A 19753-nucleotide genomic window follows, 5' to 3' on the forward strand; every position below is an offset into this window, starting at 1 on the left:
TAAATCTTAATCTTCATAAATTACATATTTGCTTCTGATTTTTGAGAATTTTTCGAGATCAGATTTCCAGGACTCTTTTATTTCTTTTTCAGATTTGCCCGCAACTATTTGTTTTCTCAGCTCATCGCTTCCTGCTAAAGTATCAAAGAAAAGATTCTTCAGAAAGAAATCCTGTTGAGGATTTTTGTAATTTTTGTAAGCTTTGATAAGCCATTCTAAATTGAGTTCTCTTAAATCTTTTGAGTAATCAGAAAGATTTTCACCGTAACATAATTTCCCGTTTAAAAAAGGATCTTTCGCTCCAAAATTGGGTTTTGGAGTAAACTGGTAAGATAAATTTTTCGTCCAGGGCGAACCATACACCTGAAACGGAATATCAGTACCTCTTCCCACAGAAACCTGCGTTCCTTCAAAAAAACATAGACTTGGATATAAATTGATTGATCGATCATTGGGCAAGTTGGGAGAAGGTTTATCTAACATTGGATACCGCTGTTTTTTATGATACTTCTGCATTGGGATCAAAGTATATTTTGCCTCTACTCCATTTTTCAGCCACTTTTCACCATTGACCATTTTTCCATATTCCCCGATTGTTAAACCGTATATAACAGGAACTTCATGCATTCCTACAAAGCTTTCCCATTTCTTTTTCAAAACCGGTCCGTCAATATAACCATCATGTGGATTGGGTCTGTCCAAAACTAAAATTTCAACATTATTCTCTGCTCCTGCTTCCATTAAATAAGTTAAAGTTGAAATATAAGTATAAAATCGAACGCCAACATCCTGAATATCAAACAAAACAAGATCTAAACCTTTTAGCTGTTCTGGTTTCGGTTTTTTGTTGTTTCCGTAAAGAGAAATGATAGAAATTCCAGTTTTCACATCTACTCCGTTTTTTACTTTTTCTCCTGCATCTGCTTCACCTCTGAACCCGTGTTCAGGAGCGAAAATTGTTTTGATTTTAATACCATTTTTCACCAGATAATCTACTACATGAGTTTTATCTTTCATCAAACCGGTTTGGTTGGTAACAATGCCTATGGTTTTACCTTTTAACAAGGGTAAATACAATTCAGGTCGATCTGCTCCGGTCTTAAAACAATCCTGCTCTTGAGTCTGAGAATAATATGGACTGAATACTCCTAAAAAAATTAGGCAAATAAGAAGTAAAGTTTTAATTTTGAAATCTAAATTCATAAGCTTGAAATTTCCTTTATATTTCTCTAGAAAAATAGCGTTTTCCAAAGATAACAAAAATAACCTTTCACGGGTGATCATCTTCATCGGAAGGCTGTCGGTTGCCTTAGGAATCATTGTTTCTTTAATTACCGTATCCACAGGTTTTGGTTCAAAAAAAGCAATTAAAGAGAGATTGGCAGATTTCAGCGGACATATCACTGTAAAGTCTACCCGCTCAAACTCTTCTTATAACAGTTCTGTACTCGACAGTCAGGGTTTAAATATTAAAAAACTCAAAGAACTCAATGATGTAGAAAGTGTGCAGAAATACGCTATGGTTACAGGAATCATGCGTAATGAACACAGTTTTGCCGGAATTATTTTTAAAGGTGTAGGTAAAGATTTTGATAGTTTACGATTTAAAAAATTTCTTATTGCCGGAAAAACCCCGCAGATAACAGAAGATGGGTACAATAACGGAATAACAATATCAGAAAAAATTGCCGGCGATCTCCATCTGAAAGTTAACGACAGCATCGTTACCGTTTTTGCAAAAGAAGACCAGAAACAGATCTACAGAAAATTTCAGGTTGTTGGAATTTATAAAACTGACATTAAAATGATTGACGATCAGTTTGTAATTGGCGATATCAATCATGTAAAGAAAATTCAGGACATGAAGCCTGAAGACATCGGCGGACTAGATATTTTCTTTAAAAATGTGAACGACATAGAAAAAGATTTTTCTGAAGTTGAACAATTAATAGGATATAAAAATTACGCAGAAAAAGCGACAGATAAATTCCCTCAAATCAATGACTGGATCAGTATTTTTGATACCAATATTGCATTGATTATTTCCATCATGCTGATTGTGGTGATCATCAACATCATTATGGTTCTGCTCATTTTGATTATTGAACGAACCAATTCTATCGGTCTACTGAAAACTTTAGGAGCAACCAATGCCCAAATCAGAGCTACTTTTATCAATTACACATTGATTATTATGGTTCCCGGGTTGCTTTACGGAAACGCAATTGGTTTAGGACTTTTATTGATTCAGAAGTTTTTTGGAATCATTAAATTAAATCCTGAAAACTATTATGTAAGCACCGTTCCCGTGGATTTGAATCCCATTGCCATTTTTTCAATCTCTGCAGGAATTTTATTCATTTCCGGATTGGCTTTAATCATTCCAAGTTATCTGATCAGCAAAATCTCTCCTGTAAAATCTATCAAGTATAGTTAAATGTAAATGGACAATTGGCAATTGTGAATTTTACAAATTGTATGTAAAATTTAATTTCTAGATATTCATATCCGTTTTTAAATAAAATGAAGTGGTTTTTCATTTCACTTATCTTTCAATAGCATATATTCGTAATGAAGAATTCCCCTCCTCTGGAGGGGTGGCGAAAATTCCAAGAGAATTTTTGACGGGGTGGTTTTCTACACTTAACCTCCGGTTTATTAATTGAACCCATTTTCCTAGCCCTGATTGCAGCGACATCCTTTTGTGGAGCAATGCGGAACAAAAGATACAGCGAAAAGCAGGAATTGCTCCAAAAAAAAGTCAGTCATTCCATGCTGTTATTATTGAAATCTTATCAGTCAATTACTTTTGAACTCAATGGAAAGCCGTATCTTTGCCCCGCAGAAAAAAATCAAGTATGAAATACGCAGAAAATATTCTCGAAACTATAGGAAATACACCACTTGTAAAGATTAACAAAGTTTTGGGAGAAGATTTTCCCGCATTGGTTTTGGCTAAAGTGGAAACTTTCAACCCCGGAAATTCCGTTAAGGACAGAATGGCCGTGAAAATGATTGAAGATGCCGAAAAAGACGGAAGACTGAAGCCAGGCGGAACAATTATAGAAGGTACATCCGGAAATACAGGAATGGGACTGGCTCTTGCAGCAATTATTAAAGGCTACAAATGTATTTTTGTTACCAACGCAAAACAGTCGAAGGAGAAATGCGACATTCTTCGTGCCGTAGGTGCTGAAGTAATCGTTTGTCCTACAGATGTAAAACCTACAGATCCTCGTTCTTATTATTCTGTTTCTAAAAGACTGGCTGCTGAAACAGAAAACGGATGGTATGTAAACCAATACGATAATTTGTCTAACAGAGCGGCTCACTACGAATCTACAGCCCCTGAAATCTGGGAACAGACCGAAGGAAAACTGACTCACTTTTTAGTAGGAGCAGGAACGGGAGGAACTATTACCGGTTGTGGAATGTATTTCAAAGAGAGAAATCCAAACATTAAAATTATTGGTGTAGACACTTATGGATCCATCCTTAAGGAATATCACGAGACAGGTGAGCTGCATTACGATCACGCATATTCTTATATTACTGAAGGAATTGGTGAAGACATCATTCCTGAAAATTATGATATGTCGGTTATCGATCATTTCGAAAAAGTAACCGATAAAGACGGTGCAATTTACGCTAGAAAACTGGCAAAAGAAGAAGGAATTTTCTGCGGATATTCTGCAGGAAGTGCGATGGCTTCTTTGGTTCAGATGAAAGATCAGTTTACAAAAGATGATGTCATTGTGGTTTTATTGCATGATCACGGCTCAAGATATGTAGGGAAAATCTACAACGATGAGTGGATGAAAGAAATGGGTTGGCTAGATTAATCAATCTTCTTTATAAAACAAAACTCAGAGCATAACTCTGAGTTTTTTTATTGCTTGATATTTTTCTCTACAGCTTCTTTCAGTGCTTCGTAATCTGAAATATTCATCGATTTTTTTGGGAACATATAGTTGTATTTTCCTTCTAGTGAAATGAAGTTATCTTTGATTTCAGAGGAAGTAAATTCTGTCCACAAGCAGGTTTCTTTCTGATTGTTGAGATTGACAGTAAAAATTTTATTATTAAATTTAATCTGATAAATTTCAGGATTTTCAAGTGTTTTTAAATAGACAATCACTTCCTTTCTCCATCTGGAAACTTTGTTGATTGCCAAAGAAAGGAAAACTGCACAAAGCAGAAAAAGGAAACTTACAAAATAAATAATCCCAAATTTTTCTTTGCTTAAATCATCTTTAAAAAAGAATAAAATCACCAAAATCAATCCGATAACTATGGTAGTCACCGTTTTTCCTTTTGTACTGGGTGACAGAAATAAACTTCCCTGATCTCCGCTGAAATATACTTCTTCGAAGTCTTTCCTGTTTACGTTTAGATGAATGATTTTATCCTGATTCATTTTCTATACAATATTTCCCAAAAGTAAAGAATTAAAAACTAAAGTGCCCAAGATTCTCTTAAAAAATAAATCTATCTTTGATAAAAATCAGCAAAATGAAATCTCCATCAGTGATTGGGAAACAAGCTATCTATCATCGATTTTATTTAAAAAAATAAAAGAATCGGAGATAAACACTGGGAAAATATGCGATACCATACGAAATTAAAAAAAACAATAAATATCTACATATGAAAGAGGTACTTAAAAACTACTCAGGAATTCTGTTTTTACTTCTAGGAATCACCGTTGGAAGCATTATAGGCATTGTAGCTCCGGAGATTGTAGAATACATAAAACCTTTAGGCGATATTTTTCTGAACCTGCTTTTTGTAAGCGTAGTTCCTCTGGTATTTTTTGCCGTTTCCAATTCTATTTCTTCTCTTGAACAGGAATCTAAGTTTGGTAAAATCATGTTGACCATGTCTTTTACCTTTTTATTATTTATTCTTATTGCTGCTATTTTCACCATCGGAATGGTTTATTTATTCCCTGTATCATCAATTTCCGGAAGCTCCGAAATTATTGCAGAAAGTACAAAAGAAGAAAATTGGGGCGACCGAATTGTCAGCTTTTTCACAGTAGGTGAATTTACCGAATTGTTTTCGAGAAAAAATATGCTCGCTCTTTTAATTTTTGCTTTTCTTACCGGTTTTGCAGCCAGAAAATCAGGGGAAAACGGGAAACCTTTCAGAGTTTTTATCGCTTCCGGATATGAGGTGATGAAAGAACTGCTTTTAATGATCATGAAAATTGCACCCATTGGTTTGGGAGCTTATTTTGCGTATCAGGTTGCAACTCTAGGACCTCAGCTTTTCGGATTTTATGCTAAACCCCTCGGATTATATTACATCGCCGGAATCATTTACTTCTTTGTGTTTTTTTCACTTTATGCTTTTATGGCAAACGGACAGAACGGATTCAGAAGCTTCTGGAAAAATGCCATTCTTCCAACATTGACCGCTTTGAGCACCTGTAGCAGCTTTGCAACAATGCCTACCAACTTGTTAGCTGCCTCAAAAATAGGTATTCCGAGTTCTATTGCCAATCTGGTGATTCCTATCGGAACGACTTTACATAAAAATGGGTCGTCAATGTCATCAATTATTAAAATTTATGTTGCGTTTCAGATTATCGGACGAGATTTTTTCGAACCGTCAAATCTTTTATTAGCATTGGGAATTACTGTTTTTGTAAGCATCGTTGCAGGTGGAATTCCGAATGGTGGTTATATCGGTGAAATGCTGATGATTTCCGTTTATCAATTACCTCAAGAAGCCATTCCTGCGGTGATTATTATCGGAACTTTGGTGGATCCTTTAGCAACGGTTTTAAATGCTGTTGGTGATATCGTAGCAGCGATGTTTGTGAATCGGTTTGTGAAGGTTTGAGTGATCTAACAAGTATATTTTTGCTGTCAGCTTTTAAGTCGTCATTTACTCAATCGAAATACATAATTGCATTACTGTAATATGCAATGCCAAACTGAATGAAGTAATGGATAACAAAAAAGCACCTCTTTGCAGAGATGCTTTGAAAAAAATATAATAACTTTTATTATTTGAAACTTTCAATCGATTTATTGATGGTGTCAATTTGCGGGTTGATGCTTGAAACTTTTGAAGGGTTCTGTTTCAGAAGTTCCATTTTTTTACTTAAACCATCTTTCAGCATTTGCGTGATCATCATTTTTACCTGAGGATTTTCTCCCATCTGTCCTTTTGCCTGACCCAAAATCTTCGTAATGCTTTCGGTTGCTTTTAAGTTGTCAGAAGTCATAATCCAGTTATAGCCTTCTTCAGCTACTTTCCCCAATTCAGGATTTTGGAATTTGATAAACGGATAAAATGCTGCTACAGAAGCAATATTTGCCATCTGAGAAGTCACTTTGTTCTTTACAATGACTGGTAACATTTGGGTCAGCATTTCTTCAGAAGCACCTTCCAAATCAATCTTATCAGCCAACATATTTGCTTTTGAAGGATCAATTGCCAAAACCGCTGCCAAAGAATTTCCCTTTACAGAATTGGAAACCGCTCCTACACCTTTTTCAAAGACAGGAAGGTATTTTTTGTCCTTTGTTTTCGCCAAAGCTGCAATAGCTGCACCCTGAACCAATGTTTTAGGATCGTTTGAAGCCAATTTTTCAACATCAGCTCCCAAAGCTTTCAACTGGTCAGCATTGGATAAATCCATTAATTCCAATGCTTTTTCTCTCACTCTGAAGTAAGGATCTTTTAAAGCCGCAGACAATAATTTTGTCGCCGCAGGATTTTTTCCTACCTGATCTTTAATTGCAGTTAAAGCATTGTATCTGCTTTTAAATTCTTTAGACCCTGTAAACTGCATGAGATTCTGCTCAGGCGTTTTTGTATCGGTAATATCGGCAACCAAAATTCCGTCTGCATTGATATTCACCAGATCAGGATTTTTTGAAACATCAAAACTGAAAGTATTTTTTGCAGTTGCATTCACCCAAACCTGCTGTCTTTTTGGTTTTCCGTTGTCATAAACATCGATGGTTAATGGAAATTCGAACGGCAATTCCTGAGACTGATTGACAACAACGGTCACTTGTTTTTTCACAGGCTCAAAAGTGTAAGAATAATTCAGCTTTGGATGTCCGCTTCCGAAATACCATTGATTAAAGAACCAGTTTAAATCTCTTCCTGAAACTTTCTCGAACGATAATCTTAGTTGATGAGCTTCTGCATTTTTATATTCATACGTTTTCAGGTAATCAGTCATTCCGACAAAAAATGCTTCGTCTCCTAAATAATTTCTCAGCATGTGAAGAATTCCGCCACCTTTTTGATAGGTTACCAAATCGAAAACATCTTCGCGAGAAGCATAATCAAATCTTACCAAATCTTTTTTGAAGTCTGAAGGATTGTGAATGTAATGATTAACGTCTTCCATCTGGTGATAATCTGCCTGATCTTTTCCGTACTTATATTCGTTCCAAAGATATTCTGAATAGTTGGCAAAAGATTCGTTAACCGTTAAATTACTCCAGCTTTCTGAAGTGACCAAATCTCCAAACCAATGATGGAACAATTCGTGAGCGATGGTATCTTCCCATTTATTTTCATCAATCAACTGACCCGGTTTTTGCAAAATATCACTACTATGAAGTGTTGCCGTGGTGTTTTCCATTGCTCCACTCACATAATCTCTGCCCGAAATCTGAGCATATTTTGACCATGGATATTCGTAACCTAATTTTTTAGAGAAAAACTCAATCATTTCCGGAGTATTTCCGTAGATCTGTTTTGCGTAAGGTTCATATTCTTTCTCGATGTAATAATCAACGGCAATGTTTTTCCATTTATCTTTTACAACGGCATATTCACCAACTCCCATGAAAAAAAGATATGTTGAGTGTCTTTTATCCATCACCCAATGGTCTGTTCTTAAGCCATTTGCTTCTTTTTGAGAATCTTTAAGAAGACCGTTTGAAAGAGTAACATATTTATCAGGAACCGTCATATAAATTTCCTGAGTTGTTTTCTGAATTGATTTATCGATAGTGGGAAACCATGCTGAAGAAGACTCAGTTTCTCCCTGTGTCCAGATCTGTGTAGGCTTGTCAGGATCTTGTCCTTGCGCATTCACAAAATACAAACCTTTGGCATCGCTTATTGCCATGCTTCCTTCCTGTTTCACTTCATTCGGACGAGCGGTATACTTGATGTAAACTGTATAATCCTGATTTTTCTGATAGGTTTTATCTAAAGTAATTTTTAAAACATCATTTTTGTAATCATATTTTAAAGGAGATTTTTTTCCGCTGTTGTCTAAAGCAACTTCGTGAATCAACATTCCTTTTGCATCCAAAATCAGTTCGTTTGTCGCATAAAAATAAGGCGAGGCTGTTAACCACTCTTCCCCATTCATCTGCTCTTTCTGATAATCGAAACTGACTTTGAGCTTGGTATGTTTCAGTTCAGTAAGTTTTGTAGAGGTGGCTCTGTAAATCTTTTCTCTACCCGAAGTTTCGGTTTGTGCAGATACATTTCCGGAAAATAAAGCTCCCAATATGGCAATAGATAAAATGACTTTCTTCATTTCTTTCTTCTTATTTTTTAGTATTATTTTTTGTAATGATTTCGAAAATATCATTCACCAAAGTTTCGTAATCGCCTTTTTTTAGCTGCTCTTTGGTTTTGGCGAAAGCTTTTTTCAATTCGCTTTCCGGGTTTTCCTCATCGATGATTTCAACCGAGCTTACCCCTTTCAGTTGAAGAATTGCATTTTGAAGTAACTCGATATCGACCTTTTCTTCAGTATTTATTTTTAAATATTTCATTTATTGTTTTTTGAAAATTGTTGTATGACCACCTTGCGAAAAATCCATGGTGTTTTTTGTGACATCAAATTTAATTTTAATTCCTGCTATATCAAATTCAAATTCTGTTTCAGATGTTGCCTTTAGATTAAATGCGCCCTGACCTGTCGCCTGACCTTTCAAAATTCCGCCATCCACGAAAATTTTAATATCAAGCGGAAAACCGTCTGCTTTGTACAAACCTTCATATTGTTTTAGGATATTTTCGCTAACAGAAATTTCTTTAAAATCGGGCATTTTAAAATCACTTCCAATTGCCGTCTGAAACATATTTTTTAGAACAACCTGACTATCAACGGTTGACTGATTGGTCACCAAACTCATTGCGATTTTAGCCTCTGGGAAATAATATAACTCAGATTGAAAGCCATCGATTAATCCATTATGACCATACCCTGAATATTTTCCAAAATCTTTTTTGATCAAACCATATCCGTAACCATCTACAAAAACTTTCATTTGCTGAAGGCTCTTTTTCGAGATCAATTGACCATTGTCAAGAGCAATAATAAATTTCAGAAGTTCGGTGGGTGTTGAAACAATATTCCCGGCTCCTATCGGAACGCTCATATCGGTTTCCGGCAATGCATAATAAATCCCGACAAACTGATATGATTTTGCCTGATTTTTAGAAGTGTTAATTTTTTCTCCGACTTGTGTTAAAGATAGTTTTAAAGGTTTTGCAATTTTTTCCTGAATAAGCTGAGCGTAAGATTTTTTATACACTTTTTCCAAAATCAAACCCAACAGAATATAGTTTGAATTGCTGTAAACAAACTTACTTCCGGGAACAAAATCACTGGCATGTTTTTTTATCACAGACACCAGCTGCTCTTGTGTCTGAGGCTTTGTGTACATATTTACAAACTCAGCATCTTCGGTTATGTCATGTACTCCGCTTCTGTGCTGTAAAAGGTTTTCGACAGTTATTTGATCCGCATTGATAATTTCTGGATAATAATCTGACAGTTTCTGATTTAAAGAAAGTTTTTTTTCTTCCGCTGCTTTCATCACCAATACTGCTGTAAAAGTTTTAGAAATGGATCCTACACGGTATTGTGTATTCATATTGGCTTTCTGCTGTTTTTCAGCGTCAGAAAACCCAACTACTTTTAAAAATGAAGGAGTATTATTGTCTGCAAAAGCAAAACTTCCCATCACTTTATGATGTGCGTTTAAGGAATCTAGATAGTTGCTCAATTTTTCTCTGACATTATTTTGAGAAAAAACAATCGAAGAAGCACTTAAAGCTAAAAAAACAAAAATCTTTTTAATCATACTGGATTTTTAATGATATGTTACTAAAATTCAGAAATAGTTACAAAAAAAGTGAAGTTTTTAACCTCACTTTTCTATTATTTATTAAAGAGTTTCTGAATATTTTCAGGATTACCTTTTGAAGGAAGAAATAATAAAATTTCTACACAATCTTTTTTTACTTCAAAATACACCTTAACCTGTTTCTTTCCCAACAATGCAAATCGTAATTGATTATCTAAATCTATAGTCTGATATGAAATTAAATTATCATTAAATGACTCAATCAATTTTTCCAGATCCATATTAAATGCCCTAATTTGCTTTTGAGTCCATCGTGCATTTAAAAAATCTATAATATCTTTAAGACTTTCAATCGCAGTATTGGAAAATAATATTTTCATTACTTTTTAAAAATGGAATGTATTAATTCTCCGGAATATTCTTCATATTCTCCATTTTTAATTTGATTACGGCTTTTTTCAATTATTTTCTTAAATTCATCAGAATTCTCAATTTCTCTCCATGAATCATTATCATCATTTTCGGAAAACTCAAGACTCGTAATACCTTTTATTTGCAATAAAAGTTTTTTGATGAAAGGAACATCTGCGTATTCGTTTAAACTGATTTTAATTTCCATGATTCCTGAATTTAAATCAAAGTTAATAAAATTATTAATAAAATTTTAAATTGCTACCGGAGCTTTAATTCCGGGATGCGGATCATAATTTTCTAAGGTAAAATCTTCAAAATTAAAATCAAAAATATCTCTTATTTCAGGATTCAATTTCATTGTTGGCAATGGTCTCGGATCTCTCGAAAGCTGTCTGTCGACCTGCTCAAAATGATTATTATAAATGTGAACATCCCCAAAGCTGTGAACATAATCTCCCACCTCAAGATCACAAACCTGTGCAACCATCATCAACAGCAAAGCGTAGCTAGCAATATTAAAAGGAACTCCCAAAAATACGTCTGCACTTCTCTGATACAATTGTAAAGATAATTTACCATCTGCAACATAAAACTGAAATAGAGCATGACACGGCGCTAAAGCCATATTGGGAATTTCGGCCACATTCCAGGCGGAAACAATCAATCTTCGAGAATCGGGATTTTTTTTAATCTGATCAATTACTTCAGAAATCTGGTCAACCACTTTATTATCGGCACCGTTCCAGCTTCTCCACTGCGCTCCGTAAACAGCTAACCTAAATCTCCGTTTTCATCTGCCCATTCATCCCAAATACTTACTCCGTTATCATTCAGATATTTTACGTTGGTATCACCTTTCAAAAACCAAAGCAATTCATAAATGATCGATTTCAAATGCACTTTTTTGGTCGTCACCATCGGAAAACCTTTAGACAGATCATATCTCAGCTGATACCCGAAAACACTTCTCGTTCCAGTTCCTGTACGGTCAGTTTTGTCTGTTCCGTTTTGTTTAATATGTTGTAAAAGGTCTAAGTAGTTTTGCATTTTGAAAAGCTTTTCTGAAGTTTCAAATTTAAGAAATTTACACTCAATAATATCATATTTATGACATTCGCTTTCTATAAAATAAAAAACGGACTAAAGTCCGTTCTTATTAATATTATATTTTTAAACTCATTATTCTTCCCATGCAATCGGAACATATACAGTAACATATCCATCTTCATCAACCTGCGTATCAGAAACAGTTCCCGACACAGTTCCATAGCCTACCCAACCTCCTTGTCCCTGCTGAGCCGAAAACTCATAAGTTCCTGCAGGCAATCCATCAAAATATTGTGGCACCGACTGAAAACCACTTCCGCCATAAGTATAATACACATCACCTGTTACCGTATTGGTAGCAACAAAGCCTCCCAAGTCATAATTGCCTGAAAGTATTTTTGTTCCATTTTGCGATAACAGACCAAAACGAATATCGTAAGTCTGCGTTTTAGCTGTTTGAGATTCTTTGGAATTCTGAGTCTGGAAATTTTCCTGATTCATAGAATCATCATCTGATGAACATGAAATAACGACTGCTGTAAACCCTGTAAGAAGCAGAGTTTTGAAAATTAATTTTTTCATAATAAAATTTTTAGTTTGGTTATTTCAAAATTAAGTAATTATCATTAATTGAATAAAAACTAAAAATTAACTAAAAGAAAATTTTACTATTGAGATTTTTACCAAATCTTCTCAATAGTTTGCGAAACATTAGTAATGACGAGCTTTTCTCCTGACTGTTTTCCAAACATTGCTTTTGCTAAAGGTGATTCATTTGAAATCGTCATGATCTTTTTATCTTCAAAAACAACTTCACCTGTAGAAACCGAAATATAAAATAATCCTCTATCCGTTTTTACCAAAGCTCCGTTCTGAACTTTTATACAAGTTTCTGTATTTAATTTCTGTAAAAAATTCTGTTGATTCAACGTTTCATTCAGCTGTCTTTGAATGTTGTTAATTTCCTGTTGCAACATTTCTCGTCCGGTTTCATATTTGTCCCCCATCGAACTTTTGGTATCGTTGCTCGAAGCACGAGTCTCGTTGATTAAATTTTCGAAAGTTTCAATTTTTGCTGAAATTTTATCTTTTAAAATATGGAGTATTTTTTCTTTATTCATTTTTGGAAATATCGTTGAATTATAAATAAAATTAGGGTTTAAAAATTAAGATAGAAGAAGCAATATAAAAATTAAATTTTGGCTAAAGCCAACTGATCATTGTAAGCCGAAAGCGGGCTAAAGCCCGCTCCTATTGATCCTTCAAATATTTTTGGTCATTTATATTTTATTTTTCAAAAACAGCAAAATCTGAAACTTTAAAATCAAAATCTTTATCTTTGTTGAAATCTCTTTTTGTACCCTCAAAAACATTTTTGAAAGTTCCTGTCAAGTTTTCATCCTGAATATTAAAATTCACAGGCTCTTTTGAAAAATTCAATACCACCAAAACCTCATCTTTTCCGTTTTTTCTGATGTATGCCAAAATTTTGTCATTGGCTGTCGTGTCGAGGATATATGTTGAAACAGAAGAATCTCCGCCTCGTAAAGCTGGATTTGAAGATTTCAAATTGAGTAAAGTCTTATAAAAATCTGCCATTTCATATTTCCCGTTCCAATCGATAACATCCTTTTCGAAAAACTCTAATCTTTTCATATTCGGAAGTTCCTGACCGGAATACAAAAGCGGAATCCCGTTCCAGGTTGCAGAAAAAACTGCCATTGGTTTTGTGATATCTCCGTATTTCTCGAATTCTGTTCCGTTCCATGAATTTTCATCATGATTGGTTGTGAACCATGCTCTCATTGAAGAATCTCCAATTGCCGAATATTTTTTCAGAAGATCAACCAGTTCACTGATGGGTTCATTTTTCTTGTAATAATCGGCTGATTTGTGCATCCATTTCCATGAATAACTTGCATCGAAAACTTTTCCGTAGTCGGGATTTTCAAGCTCATCAAATTCTCCTATGAAGAAAAGCGGCTTTATTTTTTCAACTTCGGGTCTGGCCTGCTGCCAGAAATCGACCTCAACCCATGAAGCCAAATCGCATCTAAAACCGTCAATATTTGTCTCTTTTATCCAGAATTTCATGGCATCAATCATTGCTTTTCTCATCTCCTGATTTTTGTAATCGAGCTCAATGATGTCATCCATTCCTGAAGCTTTGTGGAAACTTCCGTCGGAATCTTTTAAATAAAATTCGGGATGAGTTTTCGTCCAGATATGATCCCAACCTGTATGATTGGCAACCCAATCGATGATTACTTTAAATCCCAATCGGTGTGCTTCGTTCACCATATGTTTAAATTCATCCATCGTTCCGAATTCAGGGTTGATTGATGTGTAGTCTGAAGCAGCATATTGACTTCCCAGACTCCCTTTTTTATTGAGTTGTGCAATGGGAGTGACAGGCATAAACCAAAGGGTTTTCACGCCCATATTTTTAAGCCGTGGCATTTCTTTTTCGAAAGCTTTAAAAGTTCCTTCTTTCGTATATTGTCTTAAGTTGACTTCATAAATATTGGTAGTATGTTTCCATTCTGTAGGTAAATCCATATCTTTTCTAATGTTTTGGGTCGTACAAGACAGAAGTCCTAAACCGACAATTGCGAGTAAAATAGCTTTTCTCATATTTTTTGTTTTAACAAAAATAGGAATTTGCAGATTCAAAAATGAATTGTAATCTTTAATTTTACTTTATTAACATTTTTTAGAACAAATTTCTATGAAACTGACTTTATTAGCCCCGGTAGAAACGGTACCCCACAGCAAGCGGTTGATAAAGCTTTGGCGCGAGGAGTATAGTGGATGACGGGAAAAAGCTCCTAATTGGGTTAGAGGGTGTGAGTTTGAGTTTGAGAGTTGGAAAGTTTGAGGGTAAGAGAGTTTGGGGGTTTGAGTGGAGATATGATGATTTTCAATAAAAAACCCTGAAAACTTAATTTCAGGGCGGTATATTTTTTAAACTCTATCGTCGTCGCTGTCATCTTCATCATCGAAGACATCATCGTTGTAGTCATCTTCTTCATCATCATCAAAACTGTCGTCTTCATCTACAAATGCTGTACCTCCGCCGAAGTCGTCTTCAAAACCAAAATCATCATCAATTAACGGCAATGCTGATTTTTTATTTTTTGAACCGGAACCGCTTCCGCTTTTACTTGGCGCTTTCAAAGGAGCATTTCCGAATCTGTAAACTGTGATTGGATAATTTACACCTTTTGTTTCTTCTATTACCTCTACCAGTTCGCAGAAAAACTCCCACAGGTCTAGCAAACCATACTGAAACTGTGCTTTATCACCTGTAGCTTCAAATGCCTCATCGATGTAAACGTCTGACATAATCTCACCGTCCCCTTCATCACTCATATCTTCCAACGGAACACTTTTCACAATGGTGCCATCATTTTCCAGGAGATTAAAAGTAGAAAGCTCATCACCACTAAGGTTAAAGGCACTTTTTATTCCTAAATGAAGATTCCAGAGGGTCTGTTTTCCTTTAATTTCAACATCACGGAAAATATCTTCTTTTGTATCTAATATTACACGGATTTTGTAAACCATATCATTATTCCAATTTCTTATTTACCTTATTTTTACTGATCAATTTCTGTTGCAAATATATAATAAATGAGATTTTAGAAAAGAATATTTAATGATTTTTTAGAATTTTTTTTTGCTTACATTTTGTCGGTCTATTTGCTTTTTTCGAGCATAAAACTGAATTTGGTGCCCTCAAGATACACACTTTCTACCGTAATATTTTCGTTATGAGCTTCTAATATGTGTTTTACAATAGCCAGACCCAGACCAGAACCTCCCTGTCTCCTGCTTCGGCTTGTTTCTACACGGTAAAAACGCTCGAAGATTCTCGGCAGAAGCTCTTCTTTAATTCCCATTCCGTTGTCGATCACTTCTATGAGGACTTTATTTCTGAGAACGCTGGTTTTAACGACAACTTTCGCTTCCTGCCTGTTGGCATAATGTATTGCGTTTGAGATAAGGTTGATAAAAACCTGAGATATTTTTTGTTTGTCTGCTTCTACGAAAATCTGACTGTGTAAAGTCTGAAGCTGTAAAACGGTATTATTTTTCTCTGCTTCAAGATCAAGAAGGTCGAAGATTTCTTTAACGAGGATATTAATATCAAATTTTGAAACGGTAACGTCTATTTCTCCTGCCTCGAGCCTGTTGATCATGTCCAGATCAGTAACAATAGCAATCAGTCTTTCGACAGAAATACCAATTCTTTCGAGATATTTATCTCTGATGTTAAGATTCTCCACTCCACCCTCGCTTAAGGTTTCCACATATCCCTGGATTGAAAAAAGCGGGGTTTTAAGCTCGTGAGAAACATTCCCGATGTATTCTTTACGGTAGCTTTCCATCTTTTTCATCACTTCCATCTCGGTAACCTTCTGCTGGTTGAAATCTGAAAATCTCTCACCTAATTCCTTTAAAGTGATGTTTTCCTGATTATCATGAACAATCTCTTCCGGCAAAATTTTGGAAATATTTCTTACCTGTTTTTTGGCATAGTAACTGAAAAGCAATTCGAGAACCACATAATTGACCACAAACATGATCAGTACAGATAATATAAAGCCTATTTTGAAGAAGGAATTTTGATCGTACCGTTCATTAAGTGCATCAAAAATGATCACCAAAACAAGCATCACCAGTGTCAACAGACATGATGAGATGAAACTAAGTCTGTAAAATCTCAATTTTACAAATATTTAAGGGTTATAAGTAAAGATAGTTTTTTTGAATTAAACAATCAGTTTATATCCAATTCCTTTTAAAGTCTGAATAGTATTGATTCCTAATTTTTCTCTCAGTCTTCTGATGTGTACATCAATTGTTCTTTCGCCCACGATGACATCATTACCCCAAACTCTTTCTAAAATTTCTTCTCTTTTGAAAACTTTTTCAGTGTTTGAAGCTAAAAGATACAGCAAATCAAATTCTTTTTTTGGCAGTAAAAACTGTTGTCCGCTTTTTGAAACTCTGAAGTTGTCTTTATCTATTACCAGATCTCCAACTTCTATCAATTTAGCATTATCAGAAACCTGAGAAGTCAACTGTAACAGAGCATTTACTTTCGAAATTAAAATTTTCGGTTTGATAAGTTTGACGATGTAATCGTTTGCGCCTGCCTGAAAGCCTGCCAACTGAGAAAATTCTTCGCTTCGTGCAGAAAGGAAAACGATCAGACTTTTTTGAAGTTCTTTTATTTTGCGTAATTCCTGACAAGTTTCGATACCATCTTTTTCCGGCATCATGACATCTAATAAGATAAGATCCGGGATAATCTCTTTGGCTTTATCAATCCCTTCATTACCGTTTGTGGCAGTAAATACGTCATAGCCTTCTTTTTCTAAATTGTATGAAAGAATTTCAAGAATATCCAGTTCATCATCAATTAATAGAATCTTTTTTTGGTTCATTTTCAATTTTTACAATTCAAAGTTAGCAAAATTTGGTCAACATGGCTGATAATAAATTTCCATTCACATAAACTTAATATTAAAGCACATTTCGTAATATTTAGTTAAGAATAATTTAAAACTAACTAAACCAATTTCGATCCATTTGTTTTATTTCTTTGCACCGAAAGTAATTAGTAAAAAAGAAATGAATTTTAGAAAACTGAGTATCGCTGTTTTGTTCCTTACAACATCCGGAACTTTATTTTACGCTCAAGAGAAAAATGACACCGTAAAAAAAGAAAAAAAAATCGAGGGTGTTCTCATCCAAGGTACAACAAAAAAGGGAGCTGAAGCAAACATTATAAGTGTACAGAGAAAATCTGTTGAAGTAATTGAACGTGTTGGTTCTGTACAGCTTGAAAAACAAGGTGTAGGTGACGTTTCTGTAGCAGTAACTAAGGCAACAGGTTCACAAAAGCAAGAAGGTAGCGGACAAATTTTCATCCGTGGTCTTGGTGATCGTAATAACTCTACAACCATTAATGGACTTCAGGTTCCATCAAACGATCCGTTATATAAGAATATTGATCTAAGTATCATTAAAACTGATATGATCGATTTTGTAGGTTTGGAAAAAGTATACAACCCTAAACTTTGGGGAGATATGTCTGGAGCTAATGTGGATATTGTCACTAAAGTATACACTGGAAAACCTTATTTTAAGGTAAATTTAGGATCTTCTGTTAATTTTAATGCTATTCAGAAGAACAATTATTTCTTACAAGACGGGCCAAGTTATTTTGGTTTTGCAAAAATAGATCAGCCTTCTAAGAATGCAATTGTAAATAAAGGGTATGTTTTTAAAACATCATGGAGAAATCAGGAAGTTAACAATCCTTTTAATTCTGCTTTAAATTTTGACTTCGGAACTAATTTTAAAATCGGTGACCAAGGAAAATTAAGCATCTTCGGATATGGAGGTTTTGATAACAGTTATGAATATTTCACAGGTACAACAGGTGGAGCTTATGATGGACAAGATAATCCTTTGAGAATTTATAATAATGCAGAAGAATTTAAATATACAACCAATACGACCGGTATTGTGAATGTAAATTACAGAATCAATCCTAACCATAACATTAATCTCTCATCTAATTATATCCATACTAGCGAGCAAAAACTTGGTAATTATTCCGGATACAACAGAGATTATTATGATAATGATCCTTCACAAGAAAGATTTATAACTCAACAGAGAAGAGCTACATATCGTATAAATGATTTAATTGCAAATCAGTTGAGAGGTGAGCATACACTATCTGAGCCTTTGAAAATTTCTTGGAATATCGGTTATAATAGATTAGACAGTAAAAGACCAGACAGACAGGATAATGTTACTGTTTTTGATAAAGTACAGAACTACAGCTTTTTTGCAAGTTCCAATCCTGGAGCAAACAACAGATATTATGATCAGTTATTGGAAAACGATTTTGTAGGTGATTTACATGCAGATTATAAACTAGGCGAAAAAGCTAAAATCACATTGGGATATAGCGGAAGATACAAAGACAGTGATTTTAAAGCAACACAATATAATTTCAGAATTTTACCTGCTCAAGGAACTTATTTTGTAGATCCTAACAATTATGATTCTTTCTTTAATCTTGGAAATTATCAGACAGGTGCTTTCTTTGATATCGTTACATTCCGAGGCGATATTAAATTCAGTCCAGAGACTGCTTTGCTTCCACAAACATTTACATCTGAAATGACCAATAATGCAGGATATATAAATGTAGATTATAAGTTTACTGAAAAGTTTACAGCACAGCTAGGTGTAAGATATGAAAATCTGATGCAGAAATTAACATATAATACTGCAATCCTTCAAGGTAAAGTAAACAGAGATTATAATAAAATCTTACCTGCGTTCAATTTAAAATATAGTTTAAACGACCAACATAATTTAAGATTAGCAGGATCTAAAACTTACACAACACCATTATTACTTGAAACGGCACCTTTTGAATATGTAGATGTTGACGAAAGCACGATTGGTAATGTCTCAAATTATCCTTCAGATAATTACAACGTAGATTTGAAATGGGAATGGTTTCCTAAAAAAAGTGAGTTGATTTCACTAACTGCATTTGCAAAATATATTCAAAATCCTTTAGCGAGAACTACAATTAACTCTTCATCCAACTCAGTCTCTTTCATGAATGTGGGTGATACCGGTAGAGTTTTCGGTTTAGAAGCAGAAGTAAGAAAAGATATCTACGATTCCGGAAAAACCAAATTCTATACTTTCGTAAATGGAACATATCTTAACACTGAGCAGGATCTTGACAATGAGAAAATAACAAAAGAAAATCAGGGATCAGGATTCTCTGCATCATTCATTAAAGATAAAGACAAATTACAGGGAGCTTCAGAATTTTTAGCGAATGCGAACCTAGGTGTTGAGCACAAATGGGGTGATAAAAACACAATGGATTTTGTAGTATCATACTCTTATATTTCAGATAATATCTATGCATTAGGTTTTCAAAACAGAGGAAATATGGTAGATAAGGCATTCAGTACATTAGATGCGACCCTGAAATTTAAGCTTAGTAGCGGAATAGGATTTTCCCTTTCGGGTCGAAATTTAATCAACCCTTACTTTCAGAGAGTTCAAGAAAATCCACTTACAGGAAGTGAACTTATAGCCAGAAAATATAAAAGAGGAACAGGCATTGGTGCAAGCGTTTCTTATGAATTCTAAAC

Annotated in this window: 17 protein-coding genes and 1 pseudogene; 4 read left to right on the forward strand and 14 right to left on the reverse strand. The window is 34.6% G+C overall.

Annotated features, from left to right (window positions below; genetic code table 11):
* Positions 1 to 6 precede the first annotated feature (6 nt).
* Positions 7 to 1203 carry an exo-beta-N-acetylmuramidase NamZ family protein gene (locus tag ACZZZA_RS16550; protein ID WP_463433645.1) on the reverse strand — a complete coding sequence of 399 codons (1197 nt, stop codon included), beginning with the start codon at positions 1201 to 1203 and terminating at the stop codon, positions 7 to 9.
* A gap of 4 nt (positions 1204 to 1207) precedes the next feature.
* Here ACZZZA_RS16550 and ACZZZA_RS16555 point away from each other — a divergent pair, with 4 nt between their 5' ends.
* Both ACZZZA_RS16555 and ACZZZA_RS16560 read left to right on the forward strand, forming a co-directional pair.
* The gene (locus tag ACZZZA_RS16555; protein ID WP_463433647.1) at positions 1208 to 2437 is read left to right on the forward strand and encodes an ABC transporter permease; all 1230 of its coding nucleotides are present in this window, start codon (positions 1208 to 1210) and stop codon (positions 2435 to 2437) included.
* A gap of 421 nt (positions 2438 to 2858) precedes the next feature.
* Positions 2859 to 3842 (forward strand): PLP-dependent cysteine synthase family protein, encoded by a 984-nt coding sequence (locus ACZZZA_RS16560; RefSeq protein WP_463433649.1) that lies wholly within the window; start codon positions 2859 to 2861, stop codon positions 3840 to 3842.
* Between the two features lie 47 nt (positions 3843 to 3889).
* Here ACZZZA_RS16560 and ACZZZA_RS16565 read toward each other — a convergent pair whose 3' ends face one another.
* A complete protein-coding gene (locus ACZZZA_RS16565) occupies positions 3890 to 4417 on the reverse strand; it encodes a hypothetical protein (protein WP_463433651.1) in 528 nt (175 codons plus the stop codon).
* Positions 4418 to 4647: 230 nt separating this feature from the next.
* Here ACZZZA_RS16565 and ACZZZA_RS16570 point away from each other — a divergent pair, with 230 nt between their 5' ends.
* Entirely contained in the window at positions 4648 to 5847 is a 1200-nt protein-coding gene (locus tag ACZZZA_RS16570) for a dicarboxylate/amino acid:cation symporter (protein ID WP_463433653.1), read from the forward strand.
* A gap of 166 nt (positions 5848 to 6013) precedes the next feature.
* Here the strand turns inward: ACZZZA_RS16570 and ACZZZA_RS16575 are convergent, their stop codons facing one another.
* From ACZZZA_RS16575 to ACZZZA_RS16630, 12 genes and pseudogenes are all read right to left on the reverse strand, one after another.
* Positions 6014 to 8524, reverse strand: coding sequence for a M1 family metallopeptidase (locus ACZZZA_RS16575; RefSeq protein WP_463433655.1), 2511 nt, complete (start codon positions 8522 to 8524; stop codon positions 6014 to 6016).
* A 10-nt stretch (positions 8525 to 8534) separates the two neighbouring features.
* Complete coding sequence (locus tag ACZZZA_RS16580) at positions 8535 to 8765, reverse strand: hypothetical protein (protein WP_463433657.1); 231 nt, start codon at positions 8763 to 8765, stop codon at positions 8535 to 8537.
* Positions 8766 to 10082 carry a serine hydrolase domain-containing protein gene (locus tag ACZZZA_RS16585; protein ID WP_463433659.1) on the reverse strand — a complete coding sequence of 439 codons (1317 nt, stop codon included), beginning with the start codon at positions 10080 to 10082 and terminating at the stop codon, positions 8766 to 8768.
* Positions 10083 to 10159: 77 nt separating this feature from the next.
* Positions 10160 to 10465 (reverse strand): type II toxin-antitoxin system RelE/ParE family toxin, encoded by a 306-nt coding sequence (locus tag ACZZZA_RS16590; protein ID WP_463433661.1) that lies wholly within the window; start codon positions 10463 to 10465, stop codon positions 10160 to 10162.
* Positions 10465 to 10704 carry a hypothetical protein gene (locus tag ACZZZA_RS16595; protein ID WP_463433663.1) on the reverse strand — a complete coding sequence of 80 codons (240 nt, stop codon included), beginning with the start codon at positions 10702 to 10704 and terminating at the stop codon, positions 10465 to 10467. Before ACZZZA_RS16595 ends, ACZZZA_RS16590 begins: the two co-directional genes overlap by 1 nt.
* Positions 10705 to 10749: 45 nt before the next feature.
* Positions 10750 to 11546, reverse strand: a pseudogene (locus ACZZZA_RS16600) (thymidylate synthase).
* A gap of 132 nt (positions 11547 to 11678) precedes the next feature.
* Positions 11679 to 12128, reverse strand: a complete 450-nt coding sequence (locus ACZZZA_RS16605; RefSeq protein WP_463433665.1) for a hypothetical protein — start codon at positions 12126 to 12128, stop codon at positions 11679 to 11681.
* Positions 12129 to 12226: 98 nt separating this feature from the next.
* Positions 12227 to 12667, reverse strand: coding sequence for a hypothetical protein (locus ACZZZA_RS16610; RefSeq protein ID WP_463433667.1), 441 nt, complete (start codon positions 12665 to 12667; stop codon positions 12227 to 12229).
* 166 nt (positions 12668 to 12833) lie between these two features.
* Positions 12834 to 14180, reverse strand: a complete 1347-nt coding sequence (locus tag ACZZZA_RS16615) for an alpha-amylase family glycosyl hydrolase (protein ID WP_463433669.1) — start codon at positions 14178 to 14180, stop codon at positions 12834 to 12836.
* A 330-nt stretch (positions 14181 to 14510) separates the two neighbouring features.
* Positions 14511 to 15113 (reverse strand): IS1096 element passenger TnpR family protein, encoded by a 603-nt coding sequence (locus tag ACZZZA_RS16620; RefSeq protein ID WP_463433671.1) that lies wholly within the window; start codon positions 15111 to 15113, stop codon positions 14511 to 14513.
* 131 nt (positions 15114 to 15244) lie between these two features.
* On the reverse strand, positions 15245 to 16276 hold the full coding sequence (locus tag ACZZZA_RS16625; protein ID WP_463433673.1) for a sensor histidine kinase: 1032 nt from the start codon (positions 16274 to 16276) through the stop codon (positions 15245 to 15247).
* 45 nt (positions 16277 to 16321) lie between these two features.
* Positions 16322 to 16999, reverse strand: a complete 678-nt coding sequence (locus ACZZZA_RS16630) for a response regulator (protein WP_463433675.1) — start codon at positions 16997 to 16999, stop codon at positions 16322 to 16324.
* A 187-nt stretch (positions 17000 to 17186) separates the two neighbouring features.
* On the opposite strand from ACZZZA_RS16630, the gene ACZZZA_RS16635 reads away from it, so the two are divergent.
* Positions 17187 to 19751, forward strand: a complete 2565-nt coding sequence (locus tag ACZZZA_RS16635) for a TonB-dependent receptor domain-containing protein (RefSeq protein ID WP_463433677.1) — start codon at positions 17187 to 17189, stop codon at positions 19749 to 19751.
* Positions 19752 to 19753: the final 2 nt, after the last annotated feature.

Source organism: Chryseobacterium sp. AC405b (assembly GCF_979258685.1).

What these genes read in the sequence shown, in the direction of transcription:
- ACZZZA_RS16630 (WP_463433675.1), bottom strand. Translation starts at nt 16,999, where the DNA reads ATGAACCAAAAAAAGATTCTATTAATTGATGATGAACTGGATATTCTT.
- ACZZZA_RS16590 (WP_463433661.1), bottom strand. Translation starts at nt 10,465, where the DNA reads ATGAAAATATTATTTTCCAATACTGCGATTGAAAGTCTTAAAGATATT.
- ACZZZA_RS16575 (WP_463433655.1), bottom strand. Translation starts at nt 8,524, where the DNA reads ATGAAGAAAGTCATTTTATCTATTGCCATATTGGGAGCTTTATTTTCC.
- ACZZZA_RS16550 (WP_463433645.1), bottom strand. Translation starts at nt 1,203, where the DNA reads ATGAATTTAGATTTCAAAATTAAAACTTTACTTCTTATTTGCCTAATT.
- ACZZZA_RS16610 (WP_463433667.1), bottom strand. Translation starts at nt 12,667, where the DNA reads ATGAATAAAGAAAAAATACTCCATATTTTAAAAGATAAAATTTCAGCA.
- ACZZZA_RS16615 (WP_463433669.1), bottom strand. Translation starts at nt 14,180, where the DNA reads ATGAGAAAAGCTATTTTACTCGCAATTGTCGGTTTAGGACTTCTGTCT.
- ACZZZA_RS16585 (WP_463433659.1), bottom strand. Translation starts at nt 10,082, where the DNA reads ATGATTAAAAAGATTTTTGTTTTTTTAGCTTTAAGTGCTTCTTCGATT.
- ACZZZA_RS16595 (WP_463433663.1), bottom strand. Translation starts at nt 10,704, where the DNA reads ATGGAAATTAAAATCAGTTTAAACGAATACGCAGATGTTCCTTTCATC.
- ACZZZA_RS16565 (WP_463433651.1), bottom strand. Translation starts at nt 4,417, where the DNA reads ATGAATCAGGATAAAATCATTCATCTAAACGTAAACAGGAAAGACTTC.
- ACZZZA_RS16605 (WP_463433665.1), bottom strand. Translation starts at nt 12,128, where the DNA reads ATGAAAAAATTAATTTTCAAAACTCTGCTTCTTACAGGGTTTACAGCA.
- ACZZZA_RS16560 (WP_463433649.1), top strand. Translation starts at nt 2,859, where the DNA reads ATGAAATACGCAGAAAATATTCTCGAAACTATAGGAAATACACCACTT.
- ACZZZA_RS16580 (WP_463433657.1), bottom strand. Translation starts at nt 8,765, where the DNA reads ATGAAATATTTAAAAATAAATACTGAAGAAAAGGTCGATATCGAGTTA.
- ACZZZA_RS16620 (WP_463433671.1), bottom strand. Translation starts at nt 15,113, where the DNA reads ATGGTTTACAAAATCCGTGTAATATTAGATACAAAAGAAGATATTTTC.
- ACZZZA_RS16635 (WP_463433677.1), top strand. Translation starts at nt 17,187, where the DNA reads ATGAATTTTAGAAAACTGAGTATCGCTGTTTTGTTCCTTACAACATCC.
- ACZZZA_RS16570 (WP_463433653.1), top strand. Translation starts at nt 4,648, where the DNA reads ATGAAAGAGGTACTTAAAAACTACTCAGGAATTCTGTTTTTACTTCTA.